Annotated in this window: 21 protein-coding genes; 12 read left to right on the top strand and 9 right to left on the bottom strand. The window is 56.9% G+C overall.

Annotated features, from left to right (window positions below):
• Positions 1-19: 19 nt before the first annotated feature.
• Positions 20-493: a tRNA (uridine(34)/cytosine(34)/5-carboxymethylaminomethyluridine(34)-2'-O)-methyltransferase TrmL gene (trmL, locus tag ACT3IC_RS08860; RefSeq protein ID WP_159340405.1), complete on the top strand. Its 474-nt coding sequence runs from the start codon at positions 20-22 to the stop codon at positions 491-493.
• Positions 494-532: 39 nt separating this feature from the next.
• Here trmL and cysE read toward each other — a convergent pair whose 3' ends face one another.
• The 5 genes from cysE to ACT3IC_RS08885 all read right to left on the bottom strand — a co-directional run bounded on the left by cysE (position 533) and on the right by ACT3IC_RS08885 (position 3,650).
• Positions 533-1,354 carry a serine O-acetyltransferase gene (gene cysE, locus ACT3IC_RS08865; RefSeq protein ID WP_159340406.1) on the bottom strand — a complete coding sequence of 274 codons (822 nt, stop codon included), beginning with the start codon at positions 1,352-1,354 and terminating at the stop codon, positions 533-535.
• A gap of 79 nt (positions 1,355-1,433) precedes the next feature.
• Positions 1,434-2,453: an NAD(P)H-dependent glycerol-3-phosphate dehydrogenase gene (gene gpsA, locus ACT3IC_RS08870; protein ID WP_159340407.1), complete on the bottom strand. Its 1,020-nt coding sequence runs from the start codon at positions 2,451-2,453 to the stop codon at positions 1,434-1,436.
• The gene (secB, locus tag ACT3IC_RS08875) at positions 2,453-2,920 is read right to left on the bottom strand and encodes a protein-export chaperone SecB (protein ID WP_032615746.1); all 468 of its coding nucleotides are present in this window, start codon (positions 2,918-2,920) and stop codon (positions 2,453-2,455) included. The genes gpsA and secB overlap by 1 nt, the downstream gene beginning before the upstream one ends.
• A 32-nt stretch (positions 2,921-2,952) precedes the next feature.
• Positions 2,953-3,204, bottom strand: a complete 252-nt coding sequence (gene grxC, locus ACT3IC_RS08880; RefSeq protein WP_103177738.1) for a glutaredoxin 3 — start codon at positions 3,202-3,204, stop codon at positions 2,953-2,955.
• A 14-nt stretch (positions 3,205-3,218) separates the two neighbouring features.
• Positions 3,219-3,650, bottom strand: a complete 432-nt coding sequence (locus ACT3IC_RS08885; RefSeq protein ID WP_103177737.1) for a rhodanese-like domain-containing protein — start codon at positions 3,648-3,650, stop codon at positions 3,219-3,221.
• A 248-nt stretch (positions 3,651-3,898) separates the two neighbouring features.
• Between ACT3IC_RS08885 and gpmM the strand changes: the two genes are divergently transcribed.
• From gpmM to ACT3IC_RS08900, 3 genes are read left to right on the top strand one after another with little or no spacing between them, the layout of a single operon-like run.
• A complete protein-coding gene (gene gpmM, locus ACT3IC_RS08890; protein WP_156653693.1) occupies positions 3,899-5,446 on the top strand; it encodes a 2,3-bisphosphoglycerate-independent phosphoglycerate mutase in 1,548 nt (515 codons plus the stop codon).
• A gap of 9 nt (positions 5,447-5,455) precedes the next feature.
• Complete coding sequence (gene envC, locus ACT3IC_RS08895; protein WP_103177735.1) at positions 5,456-6,739, top strand: murein hydrolase activator EnvC; 1,284 nt, start codon at positions 5,456-5,458, stop codon at positions 6,737-6,739.
• Between the two features lie 3 nt (positions 6,740-6,742).
• Positions 6,743-7,687 (top strand): divergent polysaccharide deacetylase family protein, encoded by a 945-nt coding sequence (locus tag ACT3IC_RS08900; RefSeq protein WP_103177734.1) that lies wholly within the window; start codon positions 6,743-6,745, stop codon positions 7,685-7,687.
• Between the two features lie 21 nt (positions 7,688-7,708).
• Here ACT3IC_RS08900 and ACT3IC_RS08905 read toward each other — a convergent pair whose 3' ends face one another.
• The 3 genes from ACT3IC_RS08905 to kbl all read right to left on the bottom strand — a co-directional run bounded on the left by ACT3IC_RS08905 (position 7,709) and on the right by kbl (position 10,883).
• The gene (locus ACT3IC_RS08905) at positions 7,709-8,512 is read right to left on the bottom strand and encodes a glycosyltransferase family 2 protein (protein WP_473477176.1); all 804 of its coding nucleotides are present in this window, start codon (positions 8,510-8,512) and stop codon (positions 7,709-7,711) included.
• A gap of 139 nt (positions 8,513-8,651) precedes the next feature.
• Complete coding sequence (gene tdh / locus ACT3IC_RS08910; protein WP_103177732.1) at positions 8,652-9,677, bottom strand: L-threonine 3-dehydrogenase; 1,026 nt, start codon at positions 9,675-9,677, stop codon at positions 8,652-8,654.
• Positions 9,678-9,686: 9 nt separating this feature from the next.
• The gene (kbl, locus tag ACT3IC_RS08915) at positions 9,687-10,883 is read right to left on the bottom strand and encodes a glycine C-acetyltransferase (protein WP_159340408.1); all 1,197 of its coding nucleotides are present in this window, start codon (positions 10,881-10,883) and stop codon (positions 9,687-9,689) included.
• A 215-nt stretch (positions 10,884-11,098) separates the two neighbouring features.
• Between kbl and rfaD the strand changes: the two genes are divergently transcribed.
• The 5 genes from rfaD to ACT3IC_RS08940 are packed head-to-tail and all read left to right on the top strand — an operon-like array spanning position 11,099 to position 16,269.
• Positions 11,099-12,031, top strand: a complete 933-nt coding sequence (rfaD, locus tag ACT3IC_RS08920) for an ADP-glyceromanno-heptose 6-epimerase (protein ID WP_103177730.1) — start codon at positions 11,099-11,101, stop codon at positions 12,029-12,031.
• Positions 12,032-12,033: 2 nt separating this feature from the next.
• A complete protein-coding gene (gene rfaF, locus ACT3IC_RS08925; protein WP_103177729.1) occupies positions 12,034-13,080 on the top strand; it encodes an ADP-heptose--LPS heptosyltransferase RfaF in 1,047 nt (348 codons plus the stop codon).
• A gap of 3 nt (positions 13,081-13,083) precedes the next feature.
• Complete coding sequence (rfaC, locus tag ACT3IC_RS08930) at positions 13,084-14,067, top strand: lipopolysaccharide heptosyltransferase RfaC (protein ID WP_103177728.1); 984 nt, start codon at positions 13,084-13,086, stop codon at positions 14,065-14,067.
• Positions 14,060-15,163, top strand: coding sequence for a putative lipopolysaccharide heptosyltransferase III (rfaQ, locus tag ACT3IC_RS08935; RefSeq protein WP_103177727.1), 1,104 nt, complete (start codon positions 14,060-14,062; stop codon positions 15,161-15,163). The genes rfaC and rfaQ overlap by 8 nt, the downstream gene beginning before the upstream one ends.
• Complete coding sequence (locus ACT3IC_RS08940; RefSeq protein ID WP_103177726.1) at positions 15,160-16,269, top strand: glycosyltransferase family 4 protein; 1,110 nt, start codon at positions 15,160-15,162, stop codon at positions 16,267-16,269. Before rfaQ ends, ACT3IC_RS08940 begins: the two co-directional genes overlap by 4 nt.
• Here the strand turns inward: ACT3IC_RS08940 and ACT3IC_RS08945 are convergent.
• The gene (locus ACT3IC_RS08945) at positions 16,248-17,351 is read right to left on the bottom strand and encodes a glycosyltransferase family 4 protein (protein WP_103177725.1); all 1,104 of its coding nucleotides are present in this window, start codon (positions 17,349-17,351) and stop codon (positions 16,248-16,250) included. The genes ACT3IC_RS08940 and ACT3IC_RS08945 overlap by 22 nt on opposite strands.
• 256 nt (positions 17,352-17,607) lie before the next feature.
• On the opposite strand from ACT3IC_RS08945, the gene ACT3IC_RS08950 reads away from it, so the two are divergent.
• The 3 genes from ACT3IC_RS08950 to ACT3IC_RS08960 all read left to right on the top strand — a co-directional run bounded on the left by ACT3IC_RS08950 (position 17,608) and on the right by ACT3IC_RS08960 (position 21,066).
• Positions 17,608-18,978 (top strand): O-antigen ligase family protein, encoded by a 1,371-nt coding sequence (locus ACT3IC_RS08950; RefSeq protein ID WP_159340409.1) that lies wholly within the window; start codon positions 17,608-17,610, stop codon positions 18,976-18,978.
• A 124-nt stretch (positions 18,979-19,102) separates the two neighbouring features.
• Positions 19,103-20,086 (top strand): glycosyltransferase, encoded by a 984-nt coding sequence (locus tag ACT3IC_RS08955; RefSeq protein WP_103177723.1) that lies wholly within the window; start codon positions 19,103-19,105, stop codon positions 20,084-20,086.
• An 8-nt stretch (positions 20,087-20,094) separates the two neighbouring features.
• Complete coding sequence (locus ACT3IC_RS08960) at positions 20,095-21,066, top strand: glycosyltransferase (RefSeq protein ID WP_103177722.1); 972 nt, start codon at positions 20,095-20,097, stop codon at positions 21,064-21,066.
• Positions 21,067-21,083: the final 17 nt, after the last annotated feature.

Below are 21,083 nucleotides of genomic sequence, written 5' to 3' on the forward strand. Positions count from 1 at the left end.
CGCTATTTAAGGGGGCAGCATGCTTAACATCGTTCTATTCGAACCAGAAATTCCACCTAATACCGGCAACATCATCCGCCTGTGCGCCAATACCGGGTTCCGTCTGCATATCATCGAGCCAATGGGCTTTACGTGGGACGACAAGCGCCTGCGCCGCGCCGGGCTGGATTACCACGAATTCACCGCCGTGGTGCGCCATCAGGATCTGGCTGCCTTTATGGACGCGGAAAAGCCGGAGCGGATCTTTGCCCTGACAACGAAAGGCACGCCTGCCCACAGCGCCGTGAGCTATCAGAAAGGGGATTATCTGCTGTTTGGCCCGGAAACGCGCGGCCTGCCGGCCACCATTCTTGATGCCCTGCCTGCTGAACAAAAAATTCGTATTCCGATGATGCCGGACAGCCGCAGTATGAACCTGTCGAATGCGGTGTCGGTGGTGGTGTATGAAGCCTGGCGCCAGCTGGGATACCCTGGCGCGATATTACGTAGCTGATTTCTTGCCGGGTGGCGCTTCGCTTACCCGGCCTACAGGTTAAATCCCGTCGCCATACTCAAAGGTATGGTGGATACCGTTGAAGAACTGATCCATATCCATCGCCGGTTTATCGCTGTCCGGCCTGCCGACGATACGTGCCGGAACGCCTGCGGCGGTGGTATGCGGCGGGACAGGTTGCAGCACCACCGAACCGGCGCCAATCTTCGCGCCGCGCCCAACTTCGATATTGCCGAGGATCTTCGCGCCTGCGCCAATCATCACCCCTTCACGAATTTTCGGGTGACGGTCACCGCTGGTTTTCCCGGTCCCGCCCAGGGTAACGGACTGCAGGATTGAGACGTCGTTTTCAATCACCGCCGTTTCACCCACCACAATACCCGTTGCGTGGTCGAGCATGATGCCGCGGCCAATCTTCGCCGCCGGGTGAATATCCACCTGGAAGCTCACCGAGACCTGATTCTGCAAGAAGATGGCCAGCGCGCGGCGACCTTCGTTCCACAGCCAGTGGCCGATACGGTAGGACTGCAGGGCGTGGAAACCTTTCAGATAGAGTAATGGCGTGGAGTATTTGTCCACCGCCGGGTCGCGGTTGCGTACCGCCTGAATATCGCAGGCGGCGGAGGCGATCATCTCCGGGTCAGCCGCATAGGCCTCTTCCACCACTTCACGGATGGCGATTGCCGGCATGATCGGTGAAGCCAGTTTATTGGCGAGCATATAGCTCAGGGCGCTGCCGAGATTTTCGTGCTTGAGTAGCGTCGCGTGGTAGAAGCTGGCCAGCATGGGCTCACAGTCAGCCAGAGCCCGGGCTTCGGCTTTAATATTGTTCCAGACGATATCCAGTTCTTCACACGGCATTGCTTACTCCAGACGTAATAATAATGACCGGCCAGTTCTTTGCCAGCCGGGTCATTCAGGGGACAACGCTTTCCTGCGGTTAACGGCTGCTACGCTCGTCCTTGCGTGCACGACCTAATAAGGTCAATGCTGCCTCGCGCGCATTTTTTCCGCAATACAATACCTGATAAATTTCCTCGGTTATTGGCATTTCGACACCAAAGCGGTGTGCCAGCTCGCGGACTTCTTTGGTATTGCGGTAGCCTTCCACCACCTGGCCGATCTTCTCCTGCGCGCCGATCACATCCATGCCCTGGCCGAGCATCATGCCAAAACGACGGTTACGGGACTGGTTGTCGGTACAGGTCAGCACCAGATCGCCTAACCCTGCCATCCCCATAAAGGTGGCCGGTTCGGCACCGAGCGCCGCGCCAAGACGGGACATTTCAGTTAAACCACGGGTGATCAGAGCGGTACGTGCGTTGGCGCCAAAGCCGATGCCGTCGGACATGCCCGCGCCGATAGCGATAACGTTCTTCACCGCACCGCCCAGCTGTACGCCGATAAAATCGGGGTTGCTGTAAACGCGAAAGCTCTTACCGCAGTGCAGCAGCTGCTGCAGATCGTCAGCGAAGGCCTCATCGGTCGAGGCAAGTGAAATGGCCGTCGGCAGCCCTGCCGCCAGCTCTTTCGCAAAGGTTGGGCCGGAGATCACCGCCAGCGGAATGGCATCGCCCAGCGCTTCGCGGGCGACATCCTGTAACAGGCGTCCGGTTTCGGCTTCCAGCCCTTTAGTCGCCCATACCACACGCGCATCGTCACGCATCAGCGGTTTAATCTGTCGCAGCACCTGGCCAAACACGTGGCTTGGCACCACGATCAGAATATTGCGGCTGGCGGCAAGCGCCGTCGCAAGATCGCTTTCAAGATGCAGTGAGTCAGGGAAAGGCACATCGGGGAGGAACGCGACGTTGCAGCGATCGGCTTGTAACGTCGCGATATGTTTGGGATCGTGGCCCCAGAGAACCACTTCGTGTCCATTTCTTGCCAGGGTGATGGCAAGAGCGGTGCCGTAAGAGCCGGCACCGATCACAGTCATTGACGCATTGACAGTACTCATCAGGCATCCTGATGTTGTTCAGTACCTTCGCCAGCTTGCTGCTGCAGATAGTTCATGAACAGCGCATCGAAGTTCACTGGCGCAAGGTTCAGTTGCGGGAACGTACCACGGGAAACCAGGCTGGTGATGCATTCGCGGGCATACGGGAACAGAATGTTCGGGCAGTATGCGCCCAGGCAATGCGCCATCTGATTACCTTCGATGCCGCCGATAGAGAAGATGCCGCCCTGCTGTACTTCACACAGGAATGCAGTCTCTTCGCCCAGAGAGGCGGTTACGGTAACACGCAGCACGACTTCATACACATCTTCCGCCAGCTGGGTGGAAGCGGTATCCAGATCAAGTTTAACCTCTGGCTGCCAGTCTTTCTGGAAAACGTGCGGCGCATTAGGTGCTTCGTAGGAGACATCTTTGGTGTAGATGCGCTGGATCTGGAAAGTCATCTCGGTATTATTTTGTTCTGACATGGAAAAGCCCTTTTTAATTGTCCTAAAACGCCTTAGCGCAGCAGCGGATCGAGTCCACCACGCGCGTCAAGCGCATACAAGTCATCACAGCCACCAATGTGCTGCGCATCGATAAAAATCTGCGGAACCGTCGTACGGCCACTACGTTTAATCATCTCTTCACGCTTTGCAGCGTCGCCATCAATCGGCAGTTCCTGGAAGGTAACGCCTTTGCTGTCCAGCAGCGCTTTTGCACGATGGCAGAACGGACAGGTCGCTTTGGTGTAGATCTCGATATTGGCCATGTTCAGACTCCTGTTTACTTACCGCGAACCAGAGGCAGATTTTCGCCGCTCCAGCCAGAGATACCGTCCTTCAGGACAGTGACTTTCTCAAAGCCAGCTTTGACGAGCGTGTTTGCGGGCTCCTGAGCCTGCATACCGGTGCCGTCAACGACAATAATCGGTTTATCTTTATGCTTTTCCAGTTCGCCAAGGTTATTAGCTTTGATGTCGGTCGGCAGCAGGTTAATCGCCCCTGCAATATGGCCTTTGCGGAAATCATCGCGCTGACGCAGATCGACAACCACTGCATCTTCTTTGTTGATAAGACGCGTTGCTTCGCCGCGGTTGATCACCTTCACTTTCGAGGTGAGGCCTTTGAACGTGGTGAAAAGTACTGCCGCCAGTAGACCAATCCACGCGATACAAAGTATGGGGTGGCGGCTGACAAATTGCATAATTTCTTGCATGGGGGGTAACGACTCCCGACTAAGTGAATAAAAAACCAGGACAGGAGTATACCTGTGCGTTGTGGCAAATACAGCCAGCGACAATAAGCTAATCCATTTTCTGCGTACTGCCACGAAAAAAAAGAGCAAAAATGGCCTAACCTTAGCCCTGCCCCCGCGGTTTCTTTGATCTTCTGCGGCTATTTGATCGATTCAGCTGTAGTAAAATTACGCAAATTTTTTGTCTTTTGAGCAAAGAGGTTGTCGCAATGTCGGTTTCTAAAAAACCTATGGTACTGGTGATTCTTGACGGCTATGGCTATCGCGAAGATCAGCAGGATAACGCCATTTTCAACGCTAAAACCCCGGTCATGGATGCGCTGTGGGCAAAACGTCCGCACACCCTGATTGATGCTTCCGGCCTGGAAGTGGGTCTGCCCGATCGCCAGATGGGCAACTCCGAAGTTGGACACGTCAACCTGGGCGCAGGCCGCATTGTTTATCAGGACCTGACCCGTCTGGATGTTGAAATTAAAGAACGCACCTTCTTTGCTAACCCGGTGCTGACTGGCGCGGTTGAGAAAGCGGCGGCCGCGGGCAAAGCGGTGCATATTATGGGTCTGCTCTCCGCGGGCGGCGTTCACAGCCATGAAGATCACATCATGGCGATGGTGGAGCTGGCAGCAGAGAAAGGAGCAGACAAAATCTATCTGCACGCCTTCCTGGATGGCCGCGATACCCCACCACGCAGCGCTGAATCCTCCCTGAAAGCCTTTGAAGAGAAGTTTGCCGCACTGGGCAAAGGCCGCGTAGCCTCTATCATTGGCCGCTACTACGCCATGGACCGCGACAACCGTTGGGATCGCGTAGAGCAGGCCTACAATCTGCTGGTAGAAGCCAAAGGCGAGTTCCAGGCAGATACCGCCGTTGCCGCGCTGGCAGCCGCATATGCCCGCGATGAAAACGACGAATTCGTGAAAGCGACCGTGATCCGTGCTGAAGGCCAGGCTGATGCCGCGATGGAAGATGGCGATGCGCTGATTTTCATGAACTTCCGTGCTGACCGCGCCCGCGAAATCACTCGCGCCTTCGTGAATGCCGATTTCGACGGCTTCGCCCGTAAAAAAGAGGTTAAGCTCGGCGATTTCGTGATGCTGACCGAATATGCCGCCGACATTAAAGCGCCATGCGCTTATCCGCCCTCTTCCCTGGCGAACACCTTCGGCGAGTGGATGGCGAAGCACGACAAGACCCAGCTGCGCATCTCCGAGACCGAGAAATATGCCCACGTTACCTTCTTCTTTAACGGCGGCGTAGAAGAGTCCTTCAAAGGCGAAGATCGCATCCTGATCAACTCCCCGAAAGTGGCAACCTACGATCTGCAGCCAGAGATGAGCTCCGCCGAGCTGACCGAGAAGCTGGTTGCTGCTATCGAAAGCGGCAAATACGACGCCATCATCTGTAACTACCCGAACGGCGACATGGTGGGCCATACCGGCGTAATGGAAGCGGCAATCAAAGCCATTGAAGCGCTGGATCTGTGCATTGAACAGGTTACCAAAGCGGTGGAAGCCGCAGGCGGCCAGATGCTGATCACCGCTGACCACGGTAACGCCGAGCAGATGCGCGATCCGGCCACCGGCCAGGCGCATACCGCGCATACTAACCTGCCGGTACCACTGATTTATGTCGGTGATAAATCCGTGAAATCCGTTGATGGCGGTAAGCTTTCGGACATCGCCCCGACCATGCTGACCCTGATGGGCATGGAAATCCCGCAAGAGATGACTGGCAAGCCGCTGTTCATCGTGGAATAATCCCTCCCCATGAGGGGAAAGGCGATTGTTTCATTCACATGGGTCGTGAAGCCGTTACGGTTATCAGTCAGGCCTTTACTGTACGCCAGCGCACTCAGCGCTGGCGTATTGTTGTGCGCGGCATCCGCCCAGGCGGACGAGCGCGATCAGCTCAAAAGCATTCAGGCGGATATCGCCGCTAAAGAGCGGGCGGTACGCCAACAGCAGCAGCAACGCTCGTCGCTGCTTGCGCAACTCAAAAAGCAGGAAGAGGCCATCTCCGCGGCCGCACGTCAGCTACGTGAAACCCAGAACACCCTCGCCCAGCTCAATAAACAAATAGACGAGATGAATGCGTCTATCGCCAAACTTGAGCGCCAGCGCGCGGCTCAGGAGCGCAACCTTGCGGCGCAGTTAGACGCAGCCTTTCGCCAGGGCGAACACACCGGCGTTCAGCTGATCCTCAGCGGTGAAGAGAGCCAGCGCGGCCAGCGCCTGCAGGCCTATTTCGGTTACCTCAACCAGTCCCGCCAGGAGACCATCGCCCAGCTGAAGCAGACGCGCGAAGAGGTCACCACGCAAAAAGCGGAGCTGGAAGAGAAACAGAGCCAGCAGCAGACCCTGCTCTACGATCAGCAGGCGCAGCAAGCCAAGCTGGAGCAGGCGCGCAACGAACGTAAGAAAACCCTTGCCGGTCTCGAATCCTCCATTCAGGAAGGTCAGAGCCAGCTGAGCGAAATGCGCGCTAACGAATCGAAATTGCGCAACAGCATCGCCCGTGCAGAGGCAGCAGCGAAAGCGCGCGCCGAAAGAGAGGCCCGCGAAGCGCAGGCCGTGCGTGACAAGCAGCAGGAAGCCTCCCGCAAAGGCACCACCTATAAACCGACCGAAAACGAACGTTCGCTGATGTCCCGCACCGGCGGCTTAGGCTCACCGCGCGGCCAGGCCTACTGGCCGGTACGCGGTTCTATTCTGCATCGCTATGGCGAACAGCTGCAGGGTGAGCTACGTTGGAAGGGGATTGTGATCGGTGCATCGGAAGGCAGCGAAGTCAAAGCTATCGCCGATGGCCGGGTGATCCTCGCCGACTGGCTACAGGGCTACGGCCTGGTGGTGGTGGTAGAGCACGGTAAAGGCGACATGAGTCTTTACGGCTACAACCAGAGCGCGCTGGTCAGCGTTGGTACCCAGGTGCGGGCCGGTCAGGCTATCGCCCTTGTGGGCAGCAGTGGCGGTCAGGGCCGCCCGTCACTCTATTTCGAGATTCGTCGCCAGGGTCAGGCGGTCAATCCACAGCCGTGGTTGGGAAGATAAGTTTTGCTTCAATTTCGTCGTATGGTTTTTCCCCTCGTCAGCGCACTGGCGCTGGCGATGCCGGTTTACGCAGGTAAACTCGCTATCGTTATCGATGACTTCGGTTATCGTCCACACACAGAAAATCAGGTCCTGGCGATGCCCTCAGCCATCTCTGTCGCCGTCCTGCCGAACGCGCCTCACGCGCATGAAATGGCCACCAAAGCCCATAACAGCGGGCATGAAGTGCTGATCCACTTGCCGATGGCGCCGCTCAGTAAACAGCCGCTGGAAAAAGATACGCTACGCCCGGAGATGACCAGCGACGAGATCGAACGCATCATCCGCGAAGCCTATGGCAAAGTCCCTTATGCCGTGGGGCTGAATAACCATATGGGCAGCGCCATGACCTCCAGCCTGTTTGGCATGCAGAAAGTGATGCAGTCGCTGGCGCGCTATAACCTCTATTTCCTGGACAGCATGACCATTGGCAACAGCCAGGCGATGCGCGCCGCGCAGGGCACCGGCGTGAAGGTGATTAAGCGCAAAGTGTTCCTCGATGACACGCAAAACGAAGCCGATATCCGCTTCCAGTTTAACCGTGCCGTACAGGTGGCCCGCCGATCGGGTTCGGCGATCGCCATCGGACATCCTCACCCGTCCACCGTTCGCGTGTTGCAGCAGATGCTGCCCAACCTGCCTGCGGATATTACCCTGGTACCGGCGAGCAGCCTGCTCAATGAGCCGCAGGTGGATACCTCCCGACCGGTCAGCACGCCGCCCGCTGGCGCTGCGCCTGGCACAAAACCGCGTAACCCTTTCCGTGGCGTGACGCTCTGTGCGCCTAAACAGCCGCCAGAGCCGGTTTACGTCACCCGCTACTTCTCGGTGATTAGCGAAAGCATCAGCCAGAGCACGCTGGTGAAATATGTTCAGTTGCAGTGGCAGGGCTGGGGTAAGAAAAGCTAATCCCGCCTCAGGCGGGATGGCCTACTCAATGACACGAGAGTCCGCGGGCTTTTTTTTGTCCGCGGACGCTTTTTGCTCCTGGTGTTGATACCAGGCTTTGAAATATTTCAGGAAGCTGTAAAAGGTAGCGTAGAGACCGGTCACCACCCCCACTCTTCCCTGACGCCACGCGCCGCTAAACAGATACCACTTAAAGAACGCGCCGATGGCGCTGATGACGCCACGGACAATCGATGGCCTTATGGTCTGGTACTTCACCAGACGGCTGGTGTAGCTGTTGAGCTTGTTGAACACCTCATGCAGGGAATAGAAGGTGTCGTGCCGAACGCGGCCCGGTATTTTCGCCGACTGGATCACCCCTTCCACTTTGTCATCCACCGGACGCTGATTAAAACGCGCCTGAGTCCGGTTAAACAGCCGCACCGGGAAATCAGGCGAGGAGATGGGATAAATGGTGCGCACCTCTTCCCCCAGCACATGCCAGTAGCGGGCGATACGCCATGCCAGCTGTGGGTGGGGTTCATCACCTGCTTTCAGACGCAGGATAAAATCCACGGTCTCCGCATCCAGAATTTCATCGCTATCCATGCATAACACCCAGTCATTGCTCGCCAGATCGATGGCGTGATTCATCTGTACGCCATGCATGGCATAGGGGTGGTGATGAGGGGTGATGCCATACTCCTGGCAAATCGCTAATGTGCCGTCGTGACTGCCTGAGTCGAGAACAATGATTTCATCGGCGACGACGATCAACGGAGGCAGCACTTCACGGAGCAGCCGGGCGGAATTACAGGTCAACAAACAAACGGTGAGCTTGAACATATGCGCTGTAAAGTTAAGTAAACCTTAGCCAACTCTATAAGCGCAGGGCGAAAAAAGCGAAGAAAAGTTAGTATCAATCCGTTTGTGGACGTAAAAACGTGAGACCAGCGAAAAAAAGCGCCCGCAGGCGCTTTCTAACTTAATCCCAGCTCAGAATAACTTTTCCTGACTGGCCGGAACGCATCGCGTCAAAGCCCTGCTGGAACTCATCGATGGAGAAACGATGGGTGATAATCGGAGAGAGATCCAGACCCGACTGGATCAGCGCTGCCATCTTGTACCAGGTTTCGAACATCTCACGGCCGTAAATACCTTTGATGAACAGCCCCTTGAAGATCACTTTATTCCAGTCGATGGACATATCCGACGGCGGAATACCCAGCATCGCGATACGGCCACCGTGGTTCATGGTGTCGAGCATAGTGCGGAACGCCGGTGGCGCACCGGACATCTCCAGACCGACGTCAAAGCCTTCGGTCATGCCCAGCTCTTCCATCACGTCGTTCAGGCTCTCTTTAGAGACATCCACCGCACGGGTAACGCCCATTTTACGCGCCAGCGACAGACGGTATTCGTTCACGTCGGTGATCACCACGTTACGCGCACCGACGTGCTTCGCCACGGCTGCTGCCATGATGCCGATTGGGCCTGCACCAGACACCAGCACATCTTCGCCTACCAGGTCAAAGGAGAGCGCGGTGTGTACCGCATTACCGAACGGGTCGAAGATGGAGGCGAGATCGTCAGAGATATTGTCCGGGATTTTGAAGGCGTTGAACGCCGGGATCACCAGGTATTCTGCGAAGCAGCCCGGACGGTTGACGCCCACACCTACGGTGTTGCGGCACAGGTGGGTACGGCCACCGCGGCAGTTACGGCAGTGGCCGCAGGTGATATGGCCTTCGCCAGAGACGCGATCGCCAATTTTGAAGCCTTTTACTTCCTGGCCAATGCCTACCACTTCGCCAACATATTCGTGGCCCACTACCATCGGCACGGGGATAGTTTTCTGCGACCACTGGTCCCAGTTGTAGATATGCACGTCAGTGCCGCAGATGGCGGTTTTACGGATTTTAATCAGCAGATCGTTATGACCGACTTCCGGCTCTGGAACGTCGGTCATCCAGATGCCTTCTTCCGCTTTCAGTTTGGATAGTGCTTTCATTATGCGTCCTCAGGCAATCACGCCCAGTTGTTTGCCGATGCGGGTAAAGGCTTCCACCGCACGCTCAATTTGTTCAGGAGAATGCGCCGCAGACATCTGGGTGCGGATACGCGCCTGACCTTTTGGCACCACCGGGAAGAAGAAACCGGTGACGTAAATCCCCTCTTTCTGCAGCTCACGGGCAAAGTTCTGCGCCACGACGGCATCGCCCAACATCACCGGGATAATGGCGTGATCGGCACCGGCCAGGGTAAAGCCAGCGGCGGTCATTTTTTCGCGGAACAGACGGGCGTTAGCCCACAGTTTGTCGCGCAGATCGGCGCCGGACTCCACCATCTCCAGCACTTTAATGGAGGCGGAAACGATGGCTGGCGCCAGGGAGTTGGAGAACAGGTACGGACGGGAACGCTGACGCAGCCACTCCACCACCTCTTTACGCGCGGCGGTGTAGCCGCCGGAGGCACCACCCAGCGCTTTACCCAGCGTACCGGTGATGATATCCACGCGGCCCATGACGTCGCAGTATTCGTGGGAGCCGCGACCGTTTTCGCCGACAAAGCCGACGGCGTGGGAGTCATCGACCATCACCAGCGCATCGTATTTGTCCGCCAGGTCGCAGACGCCTTTCAGGTTAGCGATCACGCCGTCCATCGAGAAGACGCCGTCGGTGGCGATCAGCACATGACGCGCGCCAGCCTCGCGGGCCTCTTTCAGACGGGCTTCCAGCTCAACCATATCGTTGTTGGCGTAGCGGAAACGCTTCGCTTTACACAGACGCACGCCGTCGATGATGGAAGCGTGGTTCAGGGCGTCGGAGATAATGGCATCTTCCGCGCCGAGCAGGGTCTCAAACAGACCGCCGTTGGCGTCGAAGCAGGAGGAGTACAGAATCGCATCTTCCATTCCGAGGAAGGCGGCCAGCTTGCTCTCCAGCGCCTTATGGCTGTCCTGGGTACCGCAGATGAAACGCACGGAGGCCATGCCAAAACCGTGGGTGTCCATGCCCGCTTTCGCCGCGGCAATCAGCTCAGGGTGATTCGCAAGACCCAGGTAGTTGTTGGCGCAGAAGTTGATCACCTGGCTGCCGTCGGCAACGGTGATATCTGCCTTCTGAGCGGAGGTAATGATTCGCTCTTCTTTGAACAACCCTTCCGCCCGCGCGGTTTCCAGGTCACTGTTTAACTGTTTATAAAAATCACCACGCATTGCAATTCTCCAGACTCGGCAAATTTCGGCACATATTACCCAAAGCTATACCCCGATACGAGATGACGCTTTAACAGTTATCGTTTTTGCAGCATAAATCACGTGTACCCCTGCGCTAAGTCGGTGAATGGCTGAAGGGTGGTCATACTAATGATATGATATGAATATCAGTGCCCGGGATTGTCCCCGGGCTCCACACTTCAAAGGTTACAGTTATGATTATCGTTACCGGCGGCGCGGGCTTTATCGGCAGCAATATTGTTAAGGCTCTCAATGACAAAGGCATCACCGACATCCTGGTGGTGGATAACCTGAAAGACGGCACCAAGTTCGTTAACCTGGTGGATCTGAACATTGCCGACTACATGGATAAAGAAGATTTTCTGATCCAGATTATGGCGGGCGAAGAGTTCGGCGATATCGACGCAATCTTCCATGAAGGTGCTTGCTCCTCCACCACCGAGTGGGACGGCAAGTACATGATGGACAACAACTATCAGTACTCCAAAGAGATCCTGCACTACTGCCTGGAGCGCGAAATTCCGTTCCTGTACGCCTCTTCCGCGGCGACCTACGGCGGGCGCACCTCAGACTTTATCGAGTCCCGCGAATATGAGCAGCCGCTGAACGTCTACGGCTACTCCAAGTTCCTGTTCGACGAATACGTGCGCCAGGTGCTGCCAGAAGCGAACTCCCAGATCGTCGGTTTCCGCTACTTCAACGTTTACGGACCGCGCGAAGGTCACAAAGGCAGCATGGCGAGCGTGGCATTCCACCTCAACACCCAGCTGAATAATGGCGAAAGTCCGAAACTGTTCGAAGGCAGCGATGGCTTCAAGCGTGACTTCGTCTATGTGGGCGATGTGGCGGCAGTGAACCTGTGGTTCTGGGAAAACGGTGTCTCCGGCATCTTCAACCTGGGCACTGGCCGCGCGGAATCCTTCCAGGCGGTGGCTGACGCCGCGCTGGCGTATCACCAGAAAGGCACCATTGAGTACATCCCGTTCCCGGACAAGCTGAAAGGCCGCTATCAGGCATTCACCCAGGCGGATCTGACCAACCTGCGTGCCGCTGGCTATGACAAGCCGTTCAAGACCGTTGCCGAAGGCGTAACGGAATATATGGCCTGGCTGAACCGCGACGCGTAAGTATGAAAATTTTGGTGGTAGGCCCGTCATGGGTGGGCGACATGATGATGTCGCAAAGTCTCTATCGCACGCTCAAGGCGCGCTATCCCCAGGCGATAATTGACGTGATGGCACCCGCGTGGTGTCGTCCGCTGTTATCGCGGATGCCGGAAGTGAACGAAGCGATCCCGATGCCGCTCGGCCACGGGGCGCTGGAAATTGGCGAACGCCGCAAGCTCGGCCATAGCCTTCGCGACAAGCGCTACGATCGCGCTTATGTACTGCCGAATTCCTTTAAATCTGCCCTGGTTCCCTTCTTTGCGGGCGTTCCGCACCGCACCGGCTGGCGCGGCGAGATGCGCTACGGCCTGCTGAATGACGCGCGGGTACTGGACAAAGAGGCCTGGCCGCTGATGGTAGAGCGCTACGTGGCGCTGGCCTACGACAAAGGGGTGATGCGCAGCGCGAAAGACCTGCCGCAGCCGCTGCTGTGGCCGCAGCTTCAGGTTAACGAGGGTGAGAAATCCCAGATCTGCAATACTTTTGGCCTGCAGGCCGATCGCCCGATCATCGGCTTCTGCCCGGGCGCGGAGTTCGGCCCGGCGAAGCGCTGGCCGCACTATCACTACGCTGAGCTGGCGAAGCAGCTGATCGACGAAGGCTATCAGATTGTGCTGTTCGGCTCGGCGAAAGATCACGAGGTGGGCAATGAAATCCTCGCCGCGCTGAGCATCGAGCAGCAGGCCTGGTGCCGCAATCTGGCCGGGGAGACCCAGCTGGAGCAGGCGGTGATCCTGCTGGCAGCCTGTAAGGCAGTGGTCACGAACGACTCCGGCCTGATGCACGTTGCCGCAGCGCTGAACCGCCCGCTGGTGGCGCTGTACGGCCCGAGCAGCCCGGACTTCACGCCGCCGCTGTCGCATAAAGCGCGCGTGATCCGCCTGATCACCGGCTACCACAAAGTCCGTAAAGGTGACGCCGCTGAAGGCTACCACCAGAGCCTGATCGACATCACTCCGCAGCGTGTCCTCGACGAGCTTAACGAACTGCTGTTGAGCGAAGAAGGATAACGGATGCGGGTATTGATCGTTAAAACCTCCTCAATGGGCGATGTGCTGCATACCCTGCCCTCGCTCACTGACGCCATGCAGGCTATTCCGGGTATCCGTTTCGACTGGGTGGTGGAAGAGGGTTTCGCCCAGATCCCCACCTGGCATGCTGCCGTAGATCGGGTTATACCGGTGGCGATCCGCCGCTGGCGCAAAGCGTGGTTTTCCGCACCGATTAAGGCCGAGCGTAAGGCCTTTCGCGACGCGCTGCAGGCCCACCATTACGATGCGATCATCGACGCCCAGGGGCTGGTAAAAAGCGCGGCGCTGGTCACCCGGTTGGCCCACGGCATAAAGCACGGTATGGACTGGCAGAGCGCCCGTGAACCGCTGGCGAGCCTGTTCTACAATCGTCGCCACGCGATCGCGAAGCAGCAGCATGCCGTGGAGCGCACCCGGGAGCTGTTCGCAAAGAGCCTTGGCTATGCAAAACCGCAACTGCAGGGGGATTACGCCATTTCGCAGCATTTCCTGCACGATGCAAAGCCACACGCGCCTTATCTTATCTTCCTGCACGCCACCACCCGGGATGACAAACACTGGCCGGAAGCCCACTGGCGCGATCTTATCGGCCTGCTGAGCAGTGCGGGCCTGCGCATCAGGCTGCCGTGGGGCGCCCCGCACGAAGAGGCGCGGGCGAAGCGTCTGGCGGAAGGCTTTGATTACGTGGACGTGCTGCCCCGGATGAGGCTGGATGGCGTAGCGCAGCAGCTGGCGGGCGCGACGGCGGTGGTGTCGGTGGATACCGGTCTCAGCCACCTGACGGCGGCGCTGGATCGTCCTAATATTACGCTTTACGGCCCGACGGACCCGGGTCTGATTGGCGGCTATGGCAAAAATCAATATATCTGCCGCCCGGAACATTCATCGCAGCTGAGCGACCTTTCCGCCGCTGCGGTTTTTGCGCAATTAGAGCCGTTGCTGGCAGCAGAGAGAGCCTATGTCTGATTTTTTCTCAGCGGAGCGCCCACCGAAGCGCGTGCTGATCGTAAAGCTGCGTCACCACGGTGACGTCCTGCTGACCTCGCCGGTCTTTACGGTACTGAAAACGAACTATCCCGATGTGGAAGTGGATGCCCTGGTGTATGACGACACCCAGGCGATGCTCACCAGCCATCCGTTTATCGACCAGGTGCATACCATCGGGCGTAACTGGCGTAAAAAGGGCTGGTTCGCGCAGTTCCGTCTGTATCGTGCGCTGCTGAAGACCCTGAAAGCGCGTCAGTATGACGTGCTGATCAACCTCACCGAACACTGGCACGGCGCGCGTCTGGCGCGCCGTCTGAAGCCGCGCGTCTCCGTCGGCTTTAAGCCCGATAAACGCGGCGGACTGGCGCGTCGCCGCTGGGTGAAATCCTTCACCACCCTCTACCCGGCGATCCAGGATAACAGCCGCCATATGGTGGAGGTGAATCTCGATGCGCTGCGGCGGATCGGCATCCATCCCCAGACCGATGCAGACAAGCACACCCTGTTTGTACCGGGCGATGCGGCGGAAGCGTCGATTGCCGAAAAACTGGCCGGCTTTGGGCTGAGCAGCGGCTCTTACATTCTGGTGCACCCCACGTCGCGCTGGATGTTTAAGGCCTGGGATATCCAAAAGCTGGCGGCGACCATTGATAACCTGGCGGCCCGCGGCCTGCCGGTTATCCTCTCCGCCGCGCCGTCAAAAGAAGAGACCGACTATATGGATGCGCTGCGGGCTGCGCTCACCCAGCCGGTGTTTGATTTAAGCGGTCAGCTAAACCTGAAAGAGCTGGGCGCGCTGATGAAGCACGCGCGGATCTACTTCGGCGTTGACTCCATGCCGATGCACCTCGCCAGCGCGGTGGGCACACCGACCGTCGCCATCTTCGGCCCGACCGGAGCGATTAAGTGGGCGCCGTGGGGAGTGAACTACCGCGTGATTGTGGCTGGGTTTACCTGCCAGCCGTGCGGTAAAGCGGGCTGCGGCGACAGCGGCGTCTCCGACTGCATTACGGCGATCACCCCGCAAATGGTGCTGAGCGCCATCGATACGCTGCTGCTGGAAAACCCGGCATGAAGCTCGCTATCGTCCGACAGACCTATAACCCCAACGGCGGCGCGGAGCGCTTCGTCTCCCGCGCGCTGAACGTGCTGGCGCAGGATACGGCTCTCGACGTCACGCTGATCGCCCGCCAGTGGGAGGATGCCGCCGGCTGGAAAACGCTGACGGTTAATCCATCATTCCGTAACCGTCTCGATCGCGAGTCGGGTTTTGCCGACGCCGCGGCGGCGCAGTTTACGCAGTTCGATATCGTGCAGAGCCACGAACGTATTCCCGGGGCGACCATCTTCCGCGCCGGGGATGGCGTACACGCAACCTGGCTTGAGCAGTACAACCGCATCCAGTCGCCGCTGGCGCGCTGGGCGCAGTCCCTGAGCCGCTACCATCGCTATATTTTGCGGGCGGAAGCGCAGATGTTTACCCATCCTGCGCTGCGCAAAGTGATCTGCAACTCGAAAATGGTGCGGGACGATATCGCCCGCCGTTTTGGCCTGGCCGATGACAAGCTGACGGTGATCTACAACGGTGTGGATACGACCCACTTCAGCCCGGATGTGCGCACGCTCTCCCAGCGGGACGTCCTGGGTATTCCGCAGCATGCGCCGGTTCTGGCCTATGTCGGCTCCGGCTTCAGCCGTAAAGGGGTGGCGACGGCGCTGCGCGCCATTGTGCCTCACCCTGAGGTCTGGCTGCTGGTTGCCGGGCGGGACAAGCACGCCCACAAATTCGAAAAGCTGGCGCAGACGCTCGGCGTCGCTTCCCGGGTGCGTTTTCTGGGGCCGGTCGCCGATGTGCGCCAGGTCTACGGCACCGCCGACGCGCTGATCCTGCCGACGCTCTACGATCCCTTCCCGAATGTCTGTGTCGAAGCGCTGGCCTGCGGCCTGCCGCTGCTCACCAGCCATGGCTGCGGCGCGGCAGAGTGGATTGAAGAAGGGGTGAACGGCTGGGTGCGCGACGCGCTCGACAGTGACGGATATCAGCAGGCGATAAGCCTCTGGCTTCAGGGCCGTGACCAGGGTGTGGATTATTCAGCAGCAGCACGCGCTACTGCTGAGCCTTATACCCTGGAGCGGATGGCGAAAGCGCTGCAGGCGCTCTATCGCGAACTGCTGCGTTGAGCCGCGTTGGAAAAGACCTTTTCCATTGAGGCAAGCATACATTCACGAGTGAAATGGCGGCACAGGTAATCATAGCCCTGCTGCGCCAGCGTTTGGCGCAGCAAAGCATCCTCATACAGTTTCACAATCGCCTCGCGCAGCGCCGTTTCATCGCGCTGGGCGATCAAAATACCGGTTTTGCCGTCGATCACGGCATCTGCCGTGCCGCCCGCATCGGTGGCGATGGTGGCGATCCGCGAGGCCAGCGACTGCAGCACCCCCTGCGGGACGCCTTCCATATCGTGCGACGGGCTAAGCGCAACATCAAACGCCGGGAACCAGCGCTCAGGATCGCTCCGGTGCCCCGCCATCACTACGCGCGCCTGTAATCCCAGGTCGATAATCTCCTGCTCCAGCGTCGCTTTATGCGGCCCCTCTCCCACTATCGCCAGTTTGATCTGCGGATGATCAATGGCGGCCAGGGCGCGTAGCAGTACGCTATGGCCTTTATTAGGCCGCAGATGTGACACCACCCCCAGCCAGAAATCCCCCTGCGACAGGCCGCAGTATGCGCGGGCCTGTTGCTTATCCGCCGGATGAAAACGCTGCGTATCCACGCCACTCGGTACAGATGTACTTTGGTTCATCGGCACGCCGATATCGGCCATCTGCTGGCGTAGCGCCTCCCCGGTAGTGACGATATGCGAACAGGCTTTACGAAACAGCCAGCGGGTAGTCCAGTTGTTGCGCGGCACGCCGGAAGCATGGCGGGTACGCACCAGCGGCACCGGGTTTGAGAGGGTAAGATTGGCCAGCGCCACCAGCCAGGTATCGGCGGAATTATGACTATTTATGACATCAATGGATGAACGGTTCTCTTTCAGCCAGCCGCGCAGCTGCTGCAGGTTCTGAAGGTTCTTGCGCCGAAGCGGCATGGTGACCACCGTTAACCCGGCATCGCGCGCCAGGCCATGCAGCGGCGCACTCTCCGGGCAAAGTATGGTCACCTGATGGCCACGCTGAATCATCCCAAGGGACTCATTAATAATGCGTAACGGCTGGCCGCCCTTACCCCCGTCGGCTTCAGTGTGAACAATATGCATACTTTTCCTGGTTATTGTGCATTAGCTGGCATAACAACAAATTATATACGTTACAGCCCCGGTAATACATAAAGCCCAGGCACTGGAAAGCGTGATATGGATTATTCTTGCTTACAAACATTGTCCTTCTGTAGGTCAGGTATTTGTGATAATTTTCTCTGGCTTTTTATTTCCCACTGAAAAACCGTGGAAATCACTCACTGCCTTGTTAACCAGCCGGTCAAGAACCGAAAAATCCTTAACCAGCCCAAAAAATATGACAAATACTCGTAACATTCTGACAGGCCTGTTAGTCCTTGCTGTACTGGCCTTATGTTTTGTCTGGCCTATTCCTAACGATCAGCTGCCGTTTCACCGTAATGGTTTGATTTATCCCATTGTCGCGGTCGCTCTTGGTCTCTTTTTTAGCAATAACGCAACCAGACAACGGCTGAATTTAAGCAAAATTAAGTTCGTTCTTATCGTGGTATGGGCGTTAACTTTCTTTATTGTGATTAATGGTTTTTTTGTCGCACCAGATATTAAAGAGATGGTTTCTGCCTGGAGCGGTCAGTGGCTACGCCCGGTATTACTGTTCTGTGCAGGGCTGGTATTATTACCGGCGATCCAACGAACCTATCCCTCCATCACCGCCGCCCGCTTCTTTACGCTGGTGATCCTCTTTTTCTGGGGCGTGGTCTGCGTTCATTTGCTGGATTCACTCTGGCTCTACTGGCGCGACGGCTATATACACTGGGGTGAAACACGGATTGTTTATAACCGCACCCGCATGAGCTTCCAGGTCAACATGATCACCGGCTTTTTGATGGCCGAGCTGCTGGCGCGTGGTCTGTTGCATCAACGCTTCCTGCGCCTGAAAACCTCAGTACTGGCGTTAATGCTGTTAAGTAATCTGGTGTGTACCGCACTGGTGGACACCCGCTGGGGCACCATCGGTCTGGTCGGCAGCATTTTCTCTACCTTTATCCTGCTGAGCATGCACAACATGCGGCGCAGCCGGGTTATCGTTACAGGTGGCATTCTTGTGGGCATTACTATTGCCTCGGTGTTACTCGGTTACGCTTCCTGGAAAACAGACCCACGCTGGCAAAATCTGGAAAGTGATGCCATAGCGGGCTGGAACGCTCCCTTTACTAGCTTTTGTTACAATAAAACAGACGGAACGGTACCGGTTAACAGTCTCGGTGTACCTATGAACCATTCCAATGGTTGTCGGGCCAGCTTTTTCCATCAGGGCTGGAAACTGATTGCCGAACATCCGGCAGGCATGGGGGCCAGAAAAGAGGCCTTCCGTTATGTATTACGCCGGGATACCCAGGATAACCGTATTAATATCCCCCATAGCCACTACGGCCTGATCGAATTTGGTATTCAGAATGGTGTGATAGGTATCGCCGGCTGGCTGATCCTGCTGGTGGGCTGCTGGTATATCGGCTGGCGGGAGTTTCGTCGCGGCAACATGATGGTGGGGATGTTCCTGCTGCTCTTTACCGTCGGCTTCTTCTGCCGGACCATGGTCGATCACAACCTTAAAGATCACTACCTTGAGCAGTATATGCTGCTGACCGGCCTGCTGGTTGGTATGTGCGCCCTACGCCCTGCACCGACCGAGAAGTTAACATCCTGATGAAGACGTCACGCCAGCGGTGTTTAACACCCTGGCGTGGAACGCTTTAGCCTGCCGGCTGTCGAAATGCCGTTGCATGTGATGGTTATACCCTTTTATTGTTGCGTATTTTTACGGAGAAAGCATGTCTGAAACGCCTCAATTAAGTCTCATCGTTGCCGTTTATAACGGCGAAAAATTCCTGAGCGCTTTTTTTGACAGCATTAAACAGCAGAATTTATCCAGTCTGGAATTGATTATTGTTAATGACGGATCGACGGATCGCTCAGCTGAAATTATTTCCCGCTACGCCAACGAATTTACCCATTTTAAGGTTATCGACCAGGCTAATGGCGGCGTATCAGCCGCGCGCAACACCGGTCTGGCCGCGGCGGCCGGCGAATACGTTGCCTTCCCGGATATTGATGACGTTATTTACCCTGGCATGTACCCGCGCCTGCTGGAGATCGCCTTTGCGGGCCAGCTGGATGTCGCGACCTGCAACGGCACCTATATTTATGACGATGGCCGTCCGTCGAAAAAAATTTTCCCGTCCGATAAGCTGGCCTCCACTGGCGTACTGGATGGCCCCGAATGGTTGCAGATGGCGCTGGCCTCGCGCAAATTCCTGCATGTCACCTGGCTGAATATTTATCGCCACGCCTTTATCAAGGCACAGGGTTTTACCTTCGAACATGGCCTGCGCCATCAGGATATCCCCTGGACCACGGAAGTACTGCTGACCGCGAAACGGGTGCAATACATTGACGAAGTCTATTACGACTATCTGATCCACTCTGCATCGGTCTCCCATACGCCAGGTACCGACGACACCCGCATGCGTTCGTCACGTCACTATATGAAGATCCTCGAAATGCTGGACGCCATCAATAAGCGCTACCCGGAGCAGGTAAAGCGTGTCCCGGCCTGTCAGTGGCAAATCGCCAAAGAGGGTTTGGGTATTTTGCATAGCATTAACAATATCGAAGACAGCGCGAAGAAACGCGAAATTACTCAGGAACTGTTCGATCGCGGCATCTGGTCGATGATCTGGCAAAACGCGCGCGGCTTACGCCAGCGCTGGCGTCTGGGACGTCGTTACTTCCGCCTTAAGAAAATCATCGGCTAACGGATATTATGAGCAAACTTAAATTACACGCAGTCTCCCGCGCTGATTTCATCGCTAAAAACTACGCAGATTTCCAGACGCTGCTGGATAACCGCGTGAACCCGGACACCATCCCGGAGCGCTTTTACTGCGGCGGGCGCGGCGGCTGGACGTTCCAGACCACCCTGGCGCTGAAGCACTATTACGGCGACGATATTGAGTGTTCTTTTGGCTCAGAGTGTCGCCCGGATGCCATCAACCTGATGCATAACGATGATTTTGGATCGCGCGTTAAACCCTGGCGTGGCGTCACCGTCGTCGCCCGTGCCGATCGTCCACCGGTGATTGGCGCCGACGTGGTGGTGGATCAGAATCCGGAAGCGGGCAACCGCAGCAATGGCGTCTTTGTACCCTACTGGCCGCAACCCGGCGTGAAACCGCGCGAACGTACCGATGAAACTGTCAAAACCGTGGCCTTTTTTGGCCGCGTGGACAGCTTCCCGGAGGCCTTCCGTAGCGACGAATTTAAGCAGCGCCTTGCTGAACAGGGCATCGACCTGCGCATCTCCTTCGATAACTGGACCAACTATCAGGACGTCGACGTCTGTATCAGCTTCCGTAAATCCCATGACCATAAGCTGACGCGTAAACCTGCCAGCAAGCTGATTAACAACTGGCTCGGCAAAACGGTAATGATCTGCGATGACGAACCCTCGTACCGTGCTATCCGCGAAAGTGAGCTTGATTACCTGATCGCCAAAACGCCTGATGAAGCCTTCGAGGCCATTATGCGCCTGAAGAATACCCCTGAACTCTATCGTCAGATGCGTGAACAGGGCGATAAACGTCTGCAGGTTTATTCCCGCGAAGCGGTCGCCGCGCGTTGGTTTAATCTGTTTGAGGATATCTGGCGTAAAGGACTGCATAAACGCCCTACTCTGATCCGCGCCCTGCGTTTTGGTTTTGGTAAAGCCATTCGCCCGCTCACTAAAAAGTTTTGAGTTACATTGAGTCCGTT

It is taken from the genome of Leclercia sp. GHBNCSD (genome assembly GCF_055805075.1).

Bases quoted from the DNA above. Each gene is read 5' to 3' on its own strand.
- rfaF (WP_103177729.1), top strand. From the start codon at position 12,034: ATGAAAATTTTGGTGGTAGGCCCGTCATGGGTGGGCGACATGATGATG.
- ACT3IC_RS08955 (WP_103177723.1), top strand. From the start codon at position 19,103: ATGTCTGAAACGCCTCAATTAAGTCTCATCGTTGCCGTTTATAACGGC.
- trmL (WP_159340405.1), top strand. From the start codon at position 20: ATGCTTAACATCGTTCTATTCGAACCAGAAATTCCACCTAATACCGGC.
- gpmM (WP_156653693.1), top strand. From the start codon at position 3,899: ATGTCGGTTTCTAAAAAACCTATGGTACTGGTGATTCTTGACGGCTAT.
- ACT3IC_RS08905 (WP_473477176.1), bottom strand. From the start codon at position 8,512: ATGTTCAAGCTCACCGTTTGTTTGTTGACCTGTAATTCCGCCCGGCTG.
- ACT3IC_RS08885 (WP_103177737.1), bottom strand. From the start codon at position 3,650: ATGCAAGAAATTATGCAATTTGTCAGCCGCCACCCCATACTTTGTATC.
- ACT3IC_RS08945 (WP_103177725.1), bottom strand. From the start codon at position 17,351: ATGCATATTGTTCACACTGAAGCCGACGGGGGTAAGGGCGGCCAGCCG.
- grxC (WP_103177738.1), bottom strand. From the start codon at position 3,204: ATGGCCAATATCGAGATCTACACCAAAGCGACCTGTCCGTTCTGCCAT.
- tdh (WP_103177732.1), bottom strand. From the start codon at position 9,677: ATGAAAGCACTATCCAAACTGAAAGCGGAAGAAGGCATCTGGATGACC.
- ACT3IC_RS08960 (WP_103177722.1), top strand. From the start codon at position 20,095: ATGAGCAAACTTAAATTACACGCAGTCTCCCGCGCTGATTTCATCGCT.
- envC (WP_103177735.1), top strand. From the start codon at position 5,456: ATGAGGGGAAAGGCGATTGTTTCATTCACATGGGTCGTGAAGCCGTTA.
- ACT3IC_RS08940 (WP_103177726.1), top strand. From the start codon at position 15,160: ATGAAGCTCGCTATCGTCCGACAGACCTATAACCCCAACGGCGGCGCG.
- cysE (WP_159340406.1), bottom strand. From the start codon at position 1,354: ATGCCGTGTGAAGAACTGGATATCGTCTGGAACAATATTAAAGCCGAA.
- rfaC (WP_103177728.1), top strand. From the start codon at position 13,084: ATGCGGGTATTGATCGTTAAAACCTCCTCAATGGGCGATGTGCTGCAT.
- ACT3IC_RS08950 (WP_159340409.1), top strand. From the start codon at position 17,608: ATGACAAATACTCGTAACATTCTGACAGGCCTGTTAGTCCTTGCTGTA.
- gpsA (WP_159340407.1), bottom strand. From the start codon at position 2,453: ATGAGTACTGTCAATGCGTCAATGACTGTGATCGGTGCCGGCTCTTAC.
- secB (WP_032615746.1), bottom strand. From the start codon at position 2,920: ATGTCAGAACAAAATAATACCGAGATGACTTTCCAGATCCAGCGCATC.
- kbl (WP_159340408.1), bottom strand. From the start codon at position 10,883: ATGCGTGGTGATTTTTATAAACAGTTAAACAGTGACCTGGAAACCGCG.
- rfaQ (WP_103177727.1), top strand. From the start codon at position 14,060: ATGTCTGATTTTTTCTCAGCGGAGCGCCCACCGAAGCGCGTGCTGATC.
- rfaD (WP_103177730.1), top strand. From the start codon at position 11,099: ATGATTATCGTTACCGGCGGCGCGGGCTTTATCGGCAGCAATATTGTT.